At 37.4% G+C, this 15,825-nt stretch carries 14 protein-coding genes and 3 pseudogenes; 11 read left to right on the plus strand and 6 right to left on the minus strand.

Features of this window, described 5'->3' with window-relative positions; all coding sequences use genetic code 11:
* Positions 1-80 precede the first annotated feature (80 nt).
* Complete coding sequence (locus CWATDRAFT_RS07015) at positions 81-287, minus strand: type II toxin-antitoxin system HicB family antitoxin (protein ID WP_007313013.1); 207 nt, start codon at positions 285-287, stop codon at positions 81-83.
* A gap of 151 nt (positions 288-438) precedes the next feature.
* Positions 439-855, minus strand: coding sequence for an IS200/IS605 family transposase (gene tnpA, locus CWATDRAFT_RS07020; protein WP_007304353.1), 417 nt, complete (start codon positions 853-855; stop codon positions 439-441).
* A gap of 31 nt (positions 856-886) precedes the next feature.
* Between tnpA and CWATDRAFT_RS07025 the strand changes: the two genes are divergently transcribed.
* The 5 genes and pseudogenes from CWATDRAFT_RS07025 to CWATDRAFT_RS07045 all read left to right on the plus strand — a co-directional run.
* Complete coding sequence (locus tag CWATDRAFT_RS07025; protein WP_007304354.1) at positions 887-2,152, plus strand: RNA-guided endonuclease InsQ/TnpB family protein; 1,266 nt, start codon at positions 887-889, stop codon at positions 2,150-2,152.
* A 289-nt stretch (positions 2,153-2,441) separates the two neighbouring features.
* Positions 2,442-2,669, plus strand: a complete 228-nt coding sequence (locus CWATDRAFT_RS07030) for an antitoxin family protein (protein WP_042711299.1) — start codon at positions 2,442-2,444, stop codon at positions 2,667-2,669.
* Positions 2,670-2,916: 247 nt separating this feature from the next.
* Entirely contained in the window at positions 2,917-3,597 is a 681-nt protein-coding gene (locus CWATDRAFT_RS07035; protein WP_007304355.1) for an ATP-dependent Clp protease proteolytic subunit, read from the plus strand.
* Between the two features lie 149 nt (positions 3,598-3,746).
* On the plus strand, positions 3,747-4,349 hold the full coding sequence (locus CWATDRAFT_RS07040) for an ATP-dependent Clp protease proteolytic subunit (protein ID WP_007304356.1): 603 nt from the start codon (positions 3,747-3,749) through the stop codon (positions 4,347-4,349).
* A 409-nt stretch (positions 4,350-4,758) separates the two neighbouring features.
* Positions 4,759-4,965, plus strand: a pseudogene (locus tag CWATDRAFT_RS07045) (helix-turn-helix domain-containing protein); the annotation flags it as partial.
* A 28-nt stretch (positions 4,966-4,993) separates the two neighbouring features.
* Here CWATDRAFT_RS07045 and CWATDRAFT_RS07050 read toward each other — a convergent pair.
* Together CWATDRAFT_RS07050 and CWATDRAFT_RS07055 are read right to left on the minus strand one after the other, a co-directional pair.
* Positions 4,994-5,635: pseudogene (locus CWATDRAFT_RS07050) on the minus strand (transposase).
* Positions 5,636-5,699: 64 nt separating this feature from the next.
* Entirely contained in the window at positions 5,700-6,281 is a 582-nt protein-coding gene (locus tag CWATDRAFT_RS07055) for a helix-turn-helix domain-containing protein (RefSeq protein WP_007303150.1), read from the minus strand.
* 61 nt (positions 6,282-6,342) lie between these two features.
* Between CWATDRAFT_RS07055 and CWATDRAFT_RS07060 the strand changes: the two are divergent.
* The 4 genes and pseudogenes from CWATDRAFT_RS07060 to CWATDRAFT_RS07080 form a co-directional block, all read left to right on the plus strand.
* Positions 6,343-6,705, plus strand: a pseudogene (locus tag CWATDRAFT_RS07060) (DUF4277 domain-containing protein); the annotation flags it as partial.
* Positions 6,706-7,355: 650 nt separating this feature from the next.
* On the plus strand, positions 7,356-7,772 hold the full coding sequence (locus CWATDRAFT_RS07070; RefSeq protein ID WP_007304359.1) for an element excision factor XisH family protein: 417 nt from the start codon (positions 7,356-7,358) through the stop codon (positions 7,770-7,772).
* Positions 7,760-8,095, plus strand: coding sequence for a XisI protein (locus CWATDRAFT_RS07075; protein ID WP_007304360.1), 336 nt, complete (start codon positions 7,760-7,762; stop codon positions 8,093-8,095). The genes CWATDRAFT_RS07070 and CWATDRAFT_RS07075 overlap by 13 nt, the downstream gene beginning before the upstream one ends.
* 218 nt (positions 8,096-8,313) lie before the next feature.
* On the plus strand, positions 8,314-10,518 hold the full coding sequence (locus CWATDRAFT_RS07080) for a serine/threonine-protein kinase (RefSeq protein ID WP_007304361.1): 2,205 nt from the start codon (positions 8,314-8,316) through the stop codon (positions 10,516-10,518).
* 101 nt (positions 10,519-10,619) lie between these two features.
* On the opposite strand, the gene CWATDRAFT_RS07085 is transcribed toward CWATDRAFT_RS07080, so the two are convergent.
* Complete coding sequence (locus CWATDRAFT_RS07085) at positions 10,620-13,529, minus strand: starch-binding protein (RefSeq protein ID WP_007304362.1); 2,910 nt, start codon at positions 13,527-13,529, stop codon at positions 10,620-10,622.
* A gap of 253 nt (positions 13,530-13,782) precedes the next feature.
* Here CWATDRAFT_RS07085 and CWATDRAFT_RS07090 point away from each other — a divergent pair, with 253 nt between their 5' ends.
* Both CWATDRAFT_RS07090 and CWATDRAFT_RS07095 read left to right on the plus strand, forming a co-directional pair.
* On the plus strand, positions 13,783-14,349 hold the full coding sequence (locus CWATDRAFT_RS07090) for a Uma2 family endonuclease (protein WP_007304363.1): 567 nt from the start codon (positions 13,783-13,785) through the stop codon (positions 14,347-14,349).
* 155 nt (positions 14,350-14,504) lie between these two features.
* The gene (locus CWATDRAFT_RS07095; RefSeq protein ID WP_007304364.1) at positions 14,505-15,071 is read left to right on the plus strand and encodes a Uma2 family endonuclease; all 567 of its coding nucleotides are present in this window, start codon (positions 14,505-14,507) and stop codon (positions 15,069-15,071) included.
* 156 nt (positions 15,072-15,227) lie between these two features.
* Here the strand turns inward: CWATDRAFT_RS07095 and CWATDRAFT_RS07100 are convergent, their stop codons facing one another.
* On the minus strand, positions 15,228-15,644 hold the full coding sequence (locus CWATDRAFT_RS07100) for a hypothetical protein (RefSeq protein WP_007304365.1): 417 nt from the start codon (positions 15,642-15,644) through the stop codon (positions 15,228-15,230).
* Positions 15,645-15,825: the final 181 nt, after the last annotated feature.

Here is a 15,825-nt window from a genome sequence, read left to right on the forward strand (position 1 = left end):
CCGCCCCGATTTTTTTCGCACTGAATGAGCCTGGTCACATTTTTCATGAACGTTACATAATTTTTTTCCTGAAATTGACTTCATAAAGAGATTTCCACCAATTGCTCATTATCTTTTTGCTCAGGTAATTCTTTTTCATGAGCAACTTCTAACCAACCTTCTATGGCCTCTTTTACCATAACCATCAAATCATCATAATTCTCTGCCCAAGTATGACAACCAGACAAAGCAGGTACTTTAGCACACCAAACATCTTCTTCTTGCCAGACAATCACCTTGATATTCATAATTTTATATTTTTGATACTGTAGGGGTCAACGTCCGTTATCATTTCCATTATCATCATCCAACTTAAATGTCGGTAAGGGGTCTCCCGCTATACAGATGTTAGCGGGAGGGGAATTACCGACCAACAAATAAACCGACCGTAGGGAGTCCTTAAAGAGCAGGAGATTGTTGTTTTTCAACATATTGTTTAAGTTGTTCAATAGTTACACCACCACAAGTAGCAACAAAATAAGAACCAGTCCAGAATACAGATTTTTGTCCATAAAATTTAGTTAAATGTTCTGAGTAATCTTTCCTGATTAAACGAGATGAAACAGTTTTTAAATTAGCAATAAATTTACTTAATTGAACTTTAGGATTGAACTCAACAAGTAGATGAACATGATCAGTTTCACCATTAAATTCTACTAATCGACAGTCCCATTTACTGCAAGTATCTGTGAAGATTCGTTGCAAACGAGACAGAAGATCGTTCGTTATGACTTTTCTGCGATATTTAGTCACTAAGACAATATGTACGGTAAGTAAATAAACCGACCTATTTTCTTTACTATAACTATTGTTCATTAACAACGATAACTGTTACAATAATATTATTATGATACTTACTTATGAGTACCGAATCAAGCCAAACTCAAACCAAGCACAGTCATTTGAACAGTGGCTAGAACTCCTGCGTCGTCACTGGAACTATGCACTGGGGCAACGTTTGGACTGGTTAAGACGGACTCGCTGTGCCATTGATAGATGTAATTTAATTAGTGAACCTATAGGAGAAATAACAGAACAAGTTAATTATTACACTCAACAATCAGATTTAAAACAGACAAAAATTCTTTTCCCTGACTATAAGAATATCTACTGCGAAGTTCAACAAATGAACCTTCAAAGATTGGATAAAGCCTGGAAAAGATGGCTAATACCCGATAAAAAAGGAAAGAGAGGAGGACGACCTAGATTTAAGAAAGCTGGTCAATTAAGGTCTTTTAGTTTTTCCAGAGTTAATCATCCGAAAGCTGTTATTAAATTCTCATCCAATTGTATCTGGACAAAGAAATGGGGGGCTATACCCGTAGTCGTTCATCGCCCAATTCCTGATGGTTTTAAGCTAAAAACCGCTACAATTGTCAAAAAAGCTGATGGATATTATGTTTGCTTAACGGCAGAAGATGATAATATTCCCAATATTATACCCATAGAGAATATCAAATCAGCAGTGGGAATTGATGTGGGATTGAAAGAGTTTTTAACGACCAGTAAAGGAGAAACAGTTGCCGTTAAAAAGATTTATCTAACCCTCCAAAATCATTTAGCTCGGCAGCAACGTAAATTAGCCAGAAAAGTTAAGGGTTCAAAAAACTATGATAAACAACAAAAAAGAATAGCTTTAACTCATCAGAAAATTCAACGCCATCGAAAAGATTGGCACTACAAAACAGCACATTTGTTGGTAAATAATTATGATTTTATCGCTTGTGAAGACTTAAACATCAAAGGGTTAGCTAGAACTAAATTAGCGAAGAGCATTTTAGATGTCGCTTGGGGAAATTTCTTAATAAAACTAGAAGCAGTGGCGGTAAAACGCGGTGTCTGGTTTGTTAAGGTTAGTCCTCATGGAACGACAGTAAATTGCTCAAGCTGTGGTCATAAAGTCCCGAAAACACTATCAGTTAGATTACATGAATGTCCGAGATGTAATTTGACGATGGACAGGGATGAAAACGCCGCAGTTAATGTTCTTAATAAGGCATTGCAAATGCACGGGGTGGGTCTCATCCTGTCTGCCTGTGGAGGCTTAGTCGATGGACAGCCTGTAAAGCAGGAAACTTCTGAAAAAGAGTATGTTCAGCTATCTCTATTTTAGAAGCCCCCGTTATACCGCCTAAGCGGTTAACGGCGGGAGAACGTCACCATACTACCGATTAAAGCATTATTGCCAGACAATGATACAGACAATCCAAATGGTAAAATAGGTGAGGTATATCACATCCCACAAGTGACTCGTATTATTGCGTCATCGAGTCAAATCAATGAAAATTAAGTTAAGAGCAAAGGCAATAGCGCATTTTTTCTAGGGTTCCTCGGAGAAATCGAAACTTAGGAGAATTATTGAGAGCCAAAACTCATAATAAAAACCTACTCAGTATAGAATCATGTTCAAGAAAGTAAAAGCTACCTATCGCAACGGCACATTTATCCCTAACAGTCCTTACGACTTACCAGAGAACACAGAAGTAGAATTAATGGTTAACTGTCCTTGTGAGTACGCTCAAGATGTGCTAGATCCAGAAACTCGTAAAGCTATTCTCCATGAGTTGTTAACTCGGATGAGCCAAAGCTCTTTAATGCCTCATACTCATCATGCTACCGTTTCAGAATAACCCATGATGCTTAAACTGACCATTCAAGGATTTAGTTCCTAACAGAAACCTACAAATTAGGTGATACTGAGTCCTTTTTCCCGACAAATTCCTCAAAATCAAGTTTTTCCGTCTCTAATATTTCTGCTCATGATTGTGAAATTGGATCATTGAGCAGCTTTTTTTTGGGGAATACTCCTAATAATTCGTTAAAATCAAAGTCAGAGTGATTATTGCTCGTCATCCATCTAGCCAAAACAACCGACCAATGGAGATTAAAGCCGTTCAAGCTGGTTATTACGGAGATACTAATTTTCGTACTCCCCCACCAGATTTAGAATCCTTACTACTAAAAGAGCGTATCATCTATTTAGGATTACCTCTGTTCTCTTCAGATGAAATTAAACAACAAGTTGGTATTGACGTTACTCAACTGATTATCGCTCAATTGCTCTATTTACAGTTCGATAACCCCGAGAAACCCATTTATTTCTACATCAACTCTACGGGGACATCTTGGTACACAGGGGATGCCATTGGTTTTGAAACTGAAGCCTTTGCCATTTGCGATACCATGAACTACATTAAACCCCCCATCCATACCATTTGTATTGGTCAGGCCATGGGAACCGCAGCCATGATCTTATCTGCTGGTACAAAGGGCTGTCGTGCCAGTCTTCCCCATGCTACCATCGTCCTTAATCAAAACCGTTCCGGCGCGCAAGGTCAAGCAACAGATATTCAAATTCGCGCTAAAGAGGTTTTGCAAAATAAGCAGACCATGTTAACAATATTGGCCGAAAATACCGGACAAACTGCTGAAAAAATTGCCAAAGATATCGATCGCACTTTCTATTTAACCCCCGCAAAAGCCAAAGAATATGGGTTAATTGATCGCGTCTTAGAAAGTACAAAAGAACTTCCTAAAGCCTTAAGTCCTGTTGGTTAATTACTGTTTACCCCGAGTTCACAATAAGTTGGGAGTCAGACCAAGTGGTGGGTGATAAAGATTATATTCTCGCAAAAAATCATTTAACTCCGAACTGCGAACCCCTAACTCCGAACTCACCTTATTTACTTTTACTTTGAGTTAAGCTTATGCCTATTGGTGTTCCTAGTGTTCCTTATCGTCTTCCTGGTAGTCAATACGAACGATGGATTGATATCTATACTCGTTTAGGCCAAGAAAGAATCATTTTCCTCGGTCAAGAAGTAAGCGATGGTATCGCTAACCGTATTGTTGCTTTACTGTTATATCTTGATTCCGACGATCCCAATAAACCCATTTATCTCTATATAAACTCCCCTGGGGGTTCTGTGACTGCGGGTATGGCCATTTACGATACCATGCAGTACATAAAATCTGAGGTCATTACCATCTGTGTTGGTTTGGCTGCGTCTATGGGGTCATTTTTATTGGCCGCAGGAACCCCTGGAAAGCGTTTAGCCCTACCCCACGCCAGAATTATGATTCACCAACCTCTGGGGGGAACCGGAGGAAGACGACAAGCGACGGATATTGAGATCGAAGCCAATGAAATTCTTCGTATTCGCGCCCAGTTGAATCAACTGTTAGCAGATCAATGTGGACAGTCTCTCGAAAAGATCGAAAAAGATACTGACCGAGATTATTTTATGTCTGCTGAAGAAGCCAAAGAATATGGCCTGATTGATAAGGTAATTGACGAAAAAAGCCTTTAGTTAGTCAACCCATTGGTAATGGTTGTATTGATAATCTCCCCCATGATCTTAAATTGATTATGGGGGTACTTTCATGGAAGTTTTCAATCTTATTTTTACTAAATAAACACCTAAGAAGTTGTTAATTTCTTCAACAATAACATTTAGAATCCTTACCCTTTCAGTCACAGGGAAAGAGTAAGGATTTTCAAAGCTTATCCCTTTTAGCTTAAATCTCGGAAGAAGCCCCACGCCGTAAACACTATAAAAAACCACGTTTCGGCGTGGGACGGTTGCTCAAATGATTTGCCGTGCAACGACAAATCATTTGAGCAACCTCATGAATTTCGAGCAATAAATTAACCGCGTAGCGTCCACATTTTCCAAATATGTGTTATCATAATTTATACAAAACCCAGTTTACTCTAATATGCTCAAGGTCGTCAAAATCAGGCTATATCCAAATACAGAACAAAAGCAGTCACTAGAGCAAAGCTTTGGTAATGCCCGTTGGCTGTGGAATCATTGCCTTAACTTGATGAACCAAACTTATGTAGATACTGGAAAAGGCTTGTCAGGATATGAGATTAAAAAACTTATACCTGAGTTAAAGAAGGAATACGAATGGTTGTCTCTAGTGCAGCTTAGCAAAAATAATCCACCAGTCACTTATGATCTTTAAAGCCCTTAAATTTCCAAACGAACGGCTTAGCAAAATGTTGATTAAAGTAATCAATAAAGTTGAGAATTTTTTGGGATAGTTCTTCAGTTGAACGGACAGTAATTCTTTTGAGTAAACGCCTGACTAAGATCGAAAACCAACACTCAATTTGATTAAGCCACGATGTATGTTTGGGAATATAAACAAAGCGAATTCGATGAGATTCATCTGATAAAAAATCTGCTCTGCTGTCCATAGATTGCAAAATCCCCTCCTTTCCTTTTCTCCCCAAATCAATAGTAATTTCACAGCTTTCTGCTACTAATTTGACTAAGCTTTCCGATTTATGAGTGTTGAGTTGATCTACAATAAAAATTCATTCTGCTTTTTCATCAATCTTAATCGTTCTCTGGATATGTTCAGAAAAATCTTGTTCTGTTCTTGTCGGTCCAATAGAGGGACTAACAACTTTTCCTCTTGCCACATCCCAGTTCGCAATCAAGCTTAAAGTTCCGTGTCTTTCATATTCAAATTCGATTTTTTCTACTTGTTTAGGCTTGATTCTTTTGTTCGGAAATAATCTCTCAAGAGCTTGAATCCCTGTCATTTCATCTGTACTAATTAAATGAATTCCTTGTTCTAACAAAGTTTTAGCTTCTTGATGAAGTTCACAGATATATTTGACTTGCTTTTTAAATTTTAAGGGATCATCAATTTTGGCATTTAACCAGTAACGAACGAGATGTGGTTGTAATGTCGCTTCTTTTTAAAAAACGCCCCACACTACGGGGGGAAATCTTTTCGACAATTCCTCTTTTTATGGCTTCATCCGCCAACTCTGAAGGTGTCCAATGGCTCACTGGTCTGTCTGATTTTTCACATTCTTCACAAGCGATCGCTACAATCTGGACTACTTGTTCGACCGTAAAGGATTTTGTTGTTCCAGGTCTTGGGCGATCGCTTAAAATTCCTTTGATCAAGACCATTAATGCTTTCTCCGTTACCTGTTGTTCTTCGGCTGCACTCAGTTTTTCTCTCTCCTCAAACCATCGCGATCGCCACTGACGCACTTGTACTCGGTCTAATTCTAATCTTCGACTAATCGAACTATTGCTCTCTCCTGATGCTGCGGCTAAGATTAGCTTGGCTCGTCTAACAAGGCGATAGGGGTTTGTTGTCCCTCTCACTATTTGTTGGAGTACTGTTTTCTGTAGGTTGGAGAGGTTAATTGGCAATGCTTTTATCATGGACATCAACTTCGAGATTCTTCCGTTAGTTTCATTGAAACACATTGTCGTGGCTAGTCACGAAACTTTCTGTAAAAATCTGGTGGATTACTTTCGCCAAGCTGCACTAGGATTTGTTTCAAGACCTCTATATTTATTCAGTCAGTTTTTTCAAGATAAAGCCATTGAGAAATTGTTAGGAGAAAGAATCAAACCTGATTACCTTAATGATGATAAAATTGGGAGAGTAATGGATGAATTATATAAATATGGACTAAATGATATTTTTATTGAAGTAGTTTTAGAAGTAATTAAAAAATTTAAAATAGACCTTAAATACTCCCATTTAGATTCCACATCATTTCATTTAGATGGAGAATATAAAAGGGAAGAAGATAAAGAGAAACAGGAAGAAAAAAAAATTATTAAAGAAAGACCAATTTTTATTAAGAAAGGATATTCTCGGGATCATAGACCAGACTTAAAACAAGGTGATTTCCACACTTGAATATACCTGCTTTTCCAATTATTCCCCCCTTTTTAAGGGGGGTTAGGGGGGATCGTAAGGGATCTCCTTTATCAGAAATCACCTTAGATATAGAAGGGCTACGGAATTACTATTGCATTTGGATTGGGGACTATCTAAAGAATAACTCTAAGCTTAATGATAGGGATAAGAAATTATGTGATTAGGGTTTATTTCTGACAACTTAATGATGTAAGTCAGATTTGACTTCAGTATTTTTAAGAGTTAATAGAAGGCAATTTAAGTGTGAAAAATGCTCCAAACCATTTAGCGAAGAGTTGGATTTTGTTAAAAAAAGAAAAAAAATTTTATCTATAGCAATCAGTCATGGTTCATGAGATTGTCGAGATCCCCCCTTCAGTTCCCCCTCCCGTTCCCCTCCTGGGAGGGGGTAGGGGTGGGTCGGGGTTAGGGGGGATCAGTTTCAACATTAATTCTCATAACTGAAACCTGATTGCTATATGTTAAAATGGAGTAGATGATGATATTAGTATATTGACTCTGAAAGCCAACGTCATACTCCTTATTGTAACCAATATCCGCAGTATTTGAAATTAGGCTTGTTCTTAGGCTTCTTGAGTGTATTTAATAACTAACGGATCAACTCTTATATAATGCCAGCCAAAGATATTTACCATGATACAGTTAAAAATGCTCTCATCAAGGATGGTTGGACAATCACAGATGATCCCTTAAGCCTGAAAGTTGGGAAGAAAGACATTTTTATTGATTTAGCTGCTAATAAATTATTAGTGGCTGAAAAAAAGGATAAAAAAATAGCTGTAGAAGTTAAGAGTTTTATTGGTACTTCAGAAATAGAAGACCTCAAAAACGCCTTGGGACAATATATTTTATATGAAAAAGTTCTCCGATCAAAATTATCAGAACGCACTCTTTATTTAGCTATTAGAAAAGATATTTTTGATGGCTTATTTAGTCAAGAAATTGGACAAATTTTATTGTCAGATGACTATCTAAAAATTATTATTTTCGACCCTGAAACGGAGATGATTACACAATGGATAAACTAGAAAAATATCGTCAAATCATTTGTCAAACCTTAACCCCCTATAGGAATATTACTTACTCTAATGTTCCTGTTCATAACCGTGCAGCATTTGACGTTGAAAACGACCAATATCTAATTATTTCTGAAGGATGGAATAAAAGTGAGCATCTTCACAGTTGTTTAGTCCATCTCGAAATTGTTGATGATAAAGTTTGGATTCAATGTGATAACACTGAAGATGGAGTTGCTAACGATTTAGTAACAGCAGGTATCCCCAAAAATGATATTGTCTTGGCATTCCATCCCCCAGAAGTTCGTCAATACACTGACTTTGCTCCTATTTAAGCTTAAGAAAAACTGACATGGAATTAACTAAATCAAACGAAATAGGTTTCTCCCGACATTGTAAAACAAAAAGTATAATAGACTAAATACTTAAAATAGTGGGTTAGATTAAACACAAAAAATTATGCCATTTTCATAAAAATCAACCCTGGACCTAACCCACCCTACAAAGTGTAAGTTTGACTTATCACTATTATTTAAAACCAATACTAACTAAGATGAAAAATTGTTATTGTATTAATCCTTATTGTCGGGAACCTAATCATCCTAGTAATAATAATACTCAAACTAAGTTTTGTGGCAGTTGTGGCTCAATTTTACTGTTAAACAATAAGTATCGTGTTAGTCGTTTATTGAGTGACAATAGTGGTTTTGGGATTATTTATGAAGCGTTTGCAGGGTTTAATTCTAAAATATTGAAAGTCTTACAAGAAAAATGGAATAATGACACAAAAGCAGTAGAATTATTTAGACGAGAATATGATGTTTTATTATCTTTAACTCAGCAAAATATAACAGGTATTCCTCAAGCAGAGGATTATTTTCAATATCAAAATAGAGAGGGTAAAATTTTCTATTGTTTAGTGATGGAAAAGGTAGAAGGTATTGATTTAGAAAAGTGGGTTAAGAAAGATAATAAATTGCATCAAAAACAAGCATTAAATTGCTTGAGAGAGGTTACATTAATTTTAGATAAGATTCATCAGCAAAACTGGTTTCATCGAGATATTAAACCAGCTAACATTATGAAGCGGAATAATGGCAAATTAGTTTTGATTGATTTTGGAACAGCAAGAGAAGAAACTCAAACCTATTATCAAAAAGTGAAAGGAGAATCAATTACAGGTATTAACTCACCAGGTTATACTCCTAATGAACAACAACACGGTCAAGCGGTTGTACAATCAGATTTTTTTGCATTGGGAAGAACTTTTGTTCATTTATTAACTGGAAAACATCCCTCAGATTTATATGATGCACTCAATGATGAGTTTAAATGGAGGGGAGAAATAAAAGATATTGATCCATTATTTTTAGATTTAATTGATCACTTAATGCAAAGATTCCCCAAGCATAGACCGAAGAATACTAGGGTAATATTAGAAAAGTTAGATGAAATTGAAAAAAAGATAAATCCACCACCCAAACCGATTAAAAAGCAACCTCAAGTTATTGCTAAAATTCCTCAACCAACAGTTAAACAGAAACCATCACAAGTTATTTCCAATAAGTCTCAAGGTGTTATTAAGAAAAAAACACCTAAGAAGAAGGAACATATTTTTGTTAGAGTAATTAAAACAGGATTGATTTCAACAAGTATTTTCGGTGTATTGGCATTTATATTAGTTGAAGGATATGTTTTGTTTAAATATAAATATAATATTTTAAAAAATTTTACTTATCCTATAAATTTATTGTATGATTTCAAACTATTATCCTCTGATATACGAAGTAGTCGTTTTCTTGATAAAACCATTCGTGGTCATTTTAAGAGCGTTAATTCGGTAGCTTATAGTCCAGATGGAAAATATTTGGCTAGTGGTAGTTGGGACAACACTGTCAAAATATGGGAAGTAAAAACAGGGAAATTGATTCGTACTTTTGAAGGTGATTTTAGCTCAGTAGCTTATAGTCCAGATGGTAGATACTTAGCTACTTACAGGGAACCTGATTTTGATACTATTGAAAACCCTATAAAAATATGGGAAGTGAAAACGGGAAAATTGCTTCGTACTCTCAAAGGTCATTCTAAGGGAGTTCATTCGATAGCTTATAGTCCAGATGGAAAATATTTAGCCATTAGTAATTGGGAAAACCCTGTAAAAATACGGGAAGTAAACACAGGAAAATTGATTCGCACTTTTGAAGGTTATTCTATCTTAGTAGCTTATAGTCTAGATGGAAAATATTTAGCTACTGAGAGCGAGAATACCATCAAAATATGGGAAGCAAAAACAGGAAAATTGGTTCGGACTCTCACAGGTCATTCTGATAGTGTGGTATCAGTAGCGTATAGTCCAGATGGAAAATATTTAGCTAGTGGTAGTTGGGACAACACTGTAAAAATATGGGAAGTAAAAACAGGAAAATCGATTCGTACTTTAACTGGTTTCTCTGGTTGGTTGAGTTCATTAACTTCAATATCCTATAGTCCGGATGGAAAATACTTAGCTGCACGGTGTAATATCGCAAGAGTTTCTCATGATTCGATGCTCGATGATACGGTTAAAAAGTGGGATGTAGGCCATCCTATTTGTACTTGGGAAGTAGCTACCGGAAAAGTCATTCAGACTCTGACTGGCCATGCTAGTAACATTAATTCAGTAGCATATAGTCCAGATGGAAAGTATTTAGCTAGTAGTAGTTCTGACAGACAGATAAAAATTTGGCGTGTTGAACAAATAACTTGTGTAGGGGCTTAATATTATTAAGCCCCTACACAAGTTATTTGTTATTCTTGACACTACCTATTATGGTCAGGAGGTTAAAGAGATTCCTCGTTCCTCGGAATGACAATTATCCATTAACACAAATAAACCCCATCCTCTCCTATTTTGCCCTCTCCGTTTAAGACATAAATACCGGCTGAGTTAGCTTTAACATCAAAACTGATGGAGTTGCTATTGACATCAATACTGTTACCCGTCACCGCATCACGATAAGTACCGTTGTGGACATCATTAATGGTAATTTGTTGTTGGCCACCGATGGTTAAACCGACGACAACATAACTATTACTACCTTGATCTTCCCTAACGAAACTCATCCCACTACCCCACTCATTAACTTGACTCATGGGGGCTTTTTGTAGCGCAGGAATACGACTACGAATGATGTTTAAGCGTTTAATATGTTGATACAAAGGATGACTTTGAGTCTTTTGAATCGTATCGTCTTCTAAATGATCCCCAAAATAAGCTCTTCCTGTCTGATCCAAGGTATCATCATTGCCCATAATATCCTGGGGTTTACCCTTCATAAACTCGATTTCTTCCCCATAATATAAACAAGGAATACCTCTGATCGTCCACAACAAATTATAAGCAGCAGCGGCCCATTCTGTATTGCCTCGGAAGCGATCGCGAAAATCATTATCGGGGCCAACATCATGGTTTTGTAAGAAGGTGACTAAAGTAGTTGCATCTCCATACACCCAATCATTAGCTAATATAGCCCCAATACCATTAAAACTCCCCCGACTAAGGTTATCCCGAAAGGTAGAAAATAGGGAAAAATCTAACACCGAGAAACCAGAGTCTCCTCCTGAGTGGGGATCTTTGGGATCGTCTCCTAAGCGTGTATACCACCAAGGCCGTAAAAACGACGGTGCATTATCATCCCCAAATAAATCACCCCATCCTGTCCCCTTAACTAAGTTTTCCCCAAAGACAAATAAACTGGGTTTATGTGCTTTCCACGCATCGATATATTCCAGTAAGTTATTACGCTCAACGTGCTTCACTGTATCAATACGTAGCGCGTCTACTCCCATATCTAAATACTGACAAATAGCATTGATCAGATAATCTTTGACATTATCCCGTCTTGTCGCGAGATCGATAGTATCACCGGCCAAATGTTTCGTCTGGATAGCTACACTTTCCCAGTCTCCTCCAGACATAAACCCGTCTTGATGGTACCAGTTAGGATCTAAATTATTGGCATCAATACCAAAAAAGCGGTTGGGGTTATAACCTTCTTTGGGAACGGTTTCTCCACTCACAGGATCAACTAAAGGGACCATTCCTTCGGGATCAGATGTTTGTCTCTCTTTAAACCAGTCAGGGGCCACCGGGTTATCATTATCTTCACGAAACTCGCTTTGATAGTTGCCTAAGTTTCCTTTATAGGGACCATATTTGATCCTTCCCTGTTGTAGTCCATGAGGTACATAATATTTCACAGGAAGATGATCGATCCAAACTTTTCCCCTGATCCCATACTGACAAGAATGGTTTACCACCACATCTTGAATGATTTTTAAACCTCTTGCGTGTGCTTCGTTGATTAAGTCTTGATAGGTTGCGTCGGGAGACTCTAAACGGGCATCGATCTGTGTCCAGTCATAAGCATGATAGCCATGATAATCTAAACCACTTCTATTTTCCACCGGAGGAGTTATCCAGATAGCGGTAAACCCTAAGTCTTTGATATAGTCCAATTTTTGGATTAACCCTTTAAAGTCCCCTCTCCAATGAGGATCTTCTGCTTCTCCTCTGTTATTAAATTTAATGCGATCGCGACAGAAAAAGTTGTTACTGGGATCACCATCATAAAACCTTGTCGTCAGCAGAAAATAGATAGTCTCTTCCCTAAAGTCTCTGGCTTCGACATTATCCCCCACATTGTAATAAAAATCAGCGTAGGTTTCATTTCCTGCACCATCAATAACCAAAAACCTCACATTAGTTGTCTTGTCGAGGATCATTTTCGGCCCAGTTAAACCATTGATAGCATTACCCCTAATATATATGTTGCCATTTCTAGTGGGTTCTGTGCCATCGTTGGTATAGTAAGCAACCACTGCTGCTTCTCGATCATCCTTAATAGTAAATGTGGGTGCGATCGCTTCTAAATAAGTCCCGGAGTTGACACTGGTAGTTATCCTCGGTTTTCTGAAGTCTGCATTAGGATCGGTAGTATAAATAAATTCAAAAATAGCACCTATTTCTCCCAGTGCATTACGTCCTAAACAACGCAGAGTTGTGTTAGCTTCAATGGAGATAGGTTGCTCGTATAAGGTTGAGTTAACGGTGGGTTGACTGCCATCTGTTGTATAGTAGATAGCATCGTCATCGTTGTTACTGGAAAGGGTGATAAGCTGGGACTGTTGATAAGTTGCTCCTTTCGGTGTGGCAATGATCACAGGAAGTGCTGGCCGTTGTGGGTTTTGATCGGACCAACTATCTTTTAAATACCATCCTTCTCTACTCCTGGTTAAGTCTTTTGTTTGTCTCCAACTTCCATCGTTAATGAGAAACTTGGCTGTTTCTGCTTCTGCAAACTCGTAACGATACCAGTCATTGCCTTCTGCTGTCATCGCAACCCCAGGCCATGATACTGACTGGGAAGAGGGACGAGTCTCCCAATAGTAGATGTTAATGTTTTTCTCCCAGGAAGCAGGCCGTTTAAAATGGACTACTAAAGGAGTTGCTTCTGTGTCAGGGTGGCGATCGTACCAGCTATCCTGCATAAACCACCCATCTTGATCCCTCCAAAAGTCTCCGGTTTGTCTTCTATTACCATCATTAAACAAAAAGCTGGCTTCTTCTATTCCTGAAAAACGATAACTATACCAGTTATCACCTTCTTCTGTCATAGCAACCCCCGGCCATTCAACACTAGATGACTTGGGTTGGGTATTCCAGTAATAAATATTGACGCTTTCTCTCCAAAAGTTAGGACGTTTGAAGTAGACAACAAGATCGGCCATGAGTTGCGTTTCCCTTAAGCTGTTTTAAGCTCAACCTATCATCCTGTTACTTCACTTCTTAAGATTCTCACAATGTTTTAATGTGCTGTTTTTTTTCTTCTCTACAGCTTTACTTACCGATATACCGTAGGCGCAAGCTTTTTCCACCGTATATATAATACCATGCCAAGTCAAGCAAAAGCAAGCATTTTTGACATTAATTTTTCTGCAAACAGAATAGATATCATAGAGGTGAAGCAGTAATAATTGAACTATGACAACTGTATTAGACTTAAAACCGATTATTAAATTAACCTCAGAGGAATTTTATCAACTCTGTCAAGTTAACCCGGAGTTACCTTTAGAATTAAGTCGTGATGGAGAATTAATTATTATGTCACCAGTGGGAGGAGAAAGTGGTAATCAAGAAGCAAATTTAATTGCAGATGTGATTTTTTGGAACCGTCAGAGCAAACTAGGGTTAGTGTTTAGTTCATCCACCGTGTTTGATTTACCCAATGGAGGAAAACGTTCCCCCGATGTTGCTTGGATATCTCAAGCTCGATGGGATACCTTAACCCCCACAGAAAAACAAAAGTTTCCTCCTATTTGTCCCGACTTTGTGATCGAGTTACGTTCCCCCAGCGATCGCTTACAACCTCTACAAGACAAAATGCTGGAATACCTAGACGCTGGCCTGCGCTTAGGTTGGTTAATTAATCCTCAAGATAACACCGTCGAAATTTATCGGCCTGAACAACAAACAGAAAATTTATCCCTTCCTGTCTCTTTATCAGGGGAAAATGTCTTACCTGGGTTCACTTTACTGTTGGAAGTTTGAGCATTATTACCTTTGAAAAGGTTATTACAGGCGCACACCTTTTCCATTATGTATGTAATACCATGTCAAGTCAAGAAAAAGCAAGCATTGTTTACATTAATTCTTCTCTTAAAACAGAATAGATATCATAGGGTTAAAGCAGTAGGAAATTAAACATGACAACTGTATTAGACTTAAAACCGATTATTAAATTAACCTCAGAGGAATTTTATCAACTCTGTCAAGTTAACCCGGAGTTACCTTTAGAATTAAGTCGTGATGGAGAATTAATTATTATGTCACCAGTGGGAGGAGAAACAGGAAACAAAGAAGCTGATTTAAACTTTCAGGTTAGTCTCTGGAATTATCAAAGTAAACTAGGGTTAGTATTTAGTTCATCCACAGTGTTTGATTTACCCAATGGGGGAAAACGTTCCCCCGATGTTGCTTGGATATCTCAAGCTCGATGGGATACCTTAACCCCCACAGAAAAACAGAAGTTTCCTCCTATTTGTCCCGACTTTGTGATCGAGTTACGTTCCCCCAGCGATCGCTTACAACCTCTACAAGACAAAATGCTAGAATATATCGACGCAGGTTTAAACTTAGGTTGGTTAATTAATCCTCAAGATAACACCGTCGAAATTTATCGGCCTAAACAACAAACAGAAACTTTATGCCTTCCTGTCTCTTTATCAGGGGAAAATGTCTTACCTGGGTTCACTTTACTGTTGGAAGTTTGAGCATTATTACCTTTGAAAAGGTTATTACAGGCGCACACCTTTTCCATTAGGTATATAATACCATGTCAAGTCAAGAAAAAGCAAGTATTTTTTACATTACTTTTTCTCTTCAAAGGTCATAGATATTATGGGAATATATGATTGTTAATTATTAACTCAAACAGTTTCACTTTCACTTGATTCTTTATCTTCTGTCTGACTCATTAGAAACAATCGTAATTTTAATAAGCTAAAAGTTTGACCTAAATTAAGGGGTAATAAAGAAATCCCTTCTAAACGAGATTGTACCCAACCGTCACCCCATAACCATTCATGATAACCATCGATTCCTTGTTGTAAAATCATCCTTAAACAGTTGTCATTGGCAATCTCAACGTGATGTTTAACGGTGACTAATCCCAGGTTACTAGTAAAGTTTGACCCTGTGGTTAATGTATCGGGAACATCGGAAGATAAAGTTTGAGGAATCAACCATTTTTTTAAGTTATTGCTGTTTAATAAACTATCTCGAATCAAATCATGATCTCCAGGAACGGCAATACGTAATTGACTTTGTTGAAAGTTGCCTAACATTTGATTATTTAAACTTATTGAGTTAAATTAACTATTCTATCCTAGTTTAGCATAAATCTTATCACTAAAATGGTGGGTTACGAAGGATTGTTATGTTCTTGTTATAACCTATATTAACAATTAACAATCCTCTCACTTTTAAGGAGAGGTCAATGTACATTGTACATTGCCGTCTAACCCA

Source organism: Crocosphaera watsonii WH 8501 (assembly GCF_000167195.1).
Classification (GTDB): domain Bacteria; phylum Cyanobacteriota; class Cyanobacteriia; order Cyanobacteriales; family Microcystaceae; genus Crocosphaera; species Crocosphaera watsonii.

Excerpts from the sequence above, each read along its gene's own strand:
- CWATDRAFT_RS07015 (WP_007313013.1), bottom strand. The coding sequence starts at position 287 with ATGAATATCAAGGTGATTGTCTGGCAAGAAGAAGATGTTTGGTGTGCT.
- tnpA (WP_007304353.1), bottom strand. The coding sequence starts at position 855 with ATGAACAATAGTTATAGTAAAGAAAATAGGTCGGTTTATTTACTTACC.
- CWATDRAFT_RS07025 (WP_007304354.1), top strand. The coding sequence starts at position 887 with ATGATACTTACTTATGAGTACCGAATCAAGCCAAACTCAAACCAAGCA.
- CWATDRAFT_RS07030 (WP_042711299.1), top strand. The coding sequence starts at position 2,442 with ATGTTCAAGAAAGTAAAAGCTACCTATCGCAACGGCACATTTATCCCT.
- CWATDRAFT_RS07035 (WP_007304355.1), top strand. The coding sequence starts at position 2,917 with ATGGAGATTAAAGCCGTTCAAGCTGGTTATTACGGAGATACTAATTTT.
- CWATDRAFT_RS07040 (WP_007304356.1), top strand. The coding sequence starts at position 3,747 with ATGCCTATTGGTGTTCCTAGTGTTCCTTATCGTCTTCCTGGTAGTCAA.
- CWATDRAFT_RS07055 (WP_007303150.1), bottom strand. The coding sequence starts at position 6,281 with ATGTGTTTCAATGAAACTAACGGAAGAATCTCGAAGTTGATGTCCATG.
- CWATDRAFT_RS07070 (WP_007304359.1), top strand. The coding sequence starts at position 7,356 with ATGCCAGCCAAAGATATTTACCATGATACAGTTAAAAATGCTCTCATC.
- CWATDRAFT_RS07075 (WP_007304360.1), top strand. The coding sequence starts at position 7,760 with ATGGATAAACTAGAAAAATATCGTCAAATCATTTGTCAAACCTTAACC.
- CWATDRAFT_RS07080 (WP_007304361.1), top strand. The coding sequence starts at position 8,314 with ATGAAAAATTGTTATTGTATTAATCCTTATTGTCGGGAACCTAATCAT.
- CWATDRAFT_RS07085 (WP_007304362.1), bottom strand. The coding sequence starts at position 13,529 with ATGGCCGATCTTGTTGTCTACTTCAAACGTCCTAACTTTTGGAGAGAA.
- CWATDRAFT_RS07090 (WP_007304363.1), top strand. The coding sequence starts at position 13,783 with ATGACAACTGTATTAGACTTAAAACCGATTATTAAATTAACCTCAGAG.
- CWATDRAFT_RS07095 (WP_007304364.1), top strand. The coding sequence starts at position 14,505 with ATGACAACTGTATTAGACTTAAAACCGATTATTAAATTAACCTCAGAG.
- CWATDRAFT_RS07100 (WP_007304365.1), bottom strand. The coding sequence starts at position 15,644 with ATGTTAGGCAACTTTCAACAAAGTCAATTACGTATTGCCGTTCCTGGA.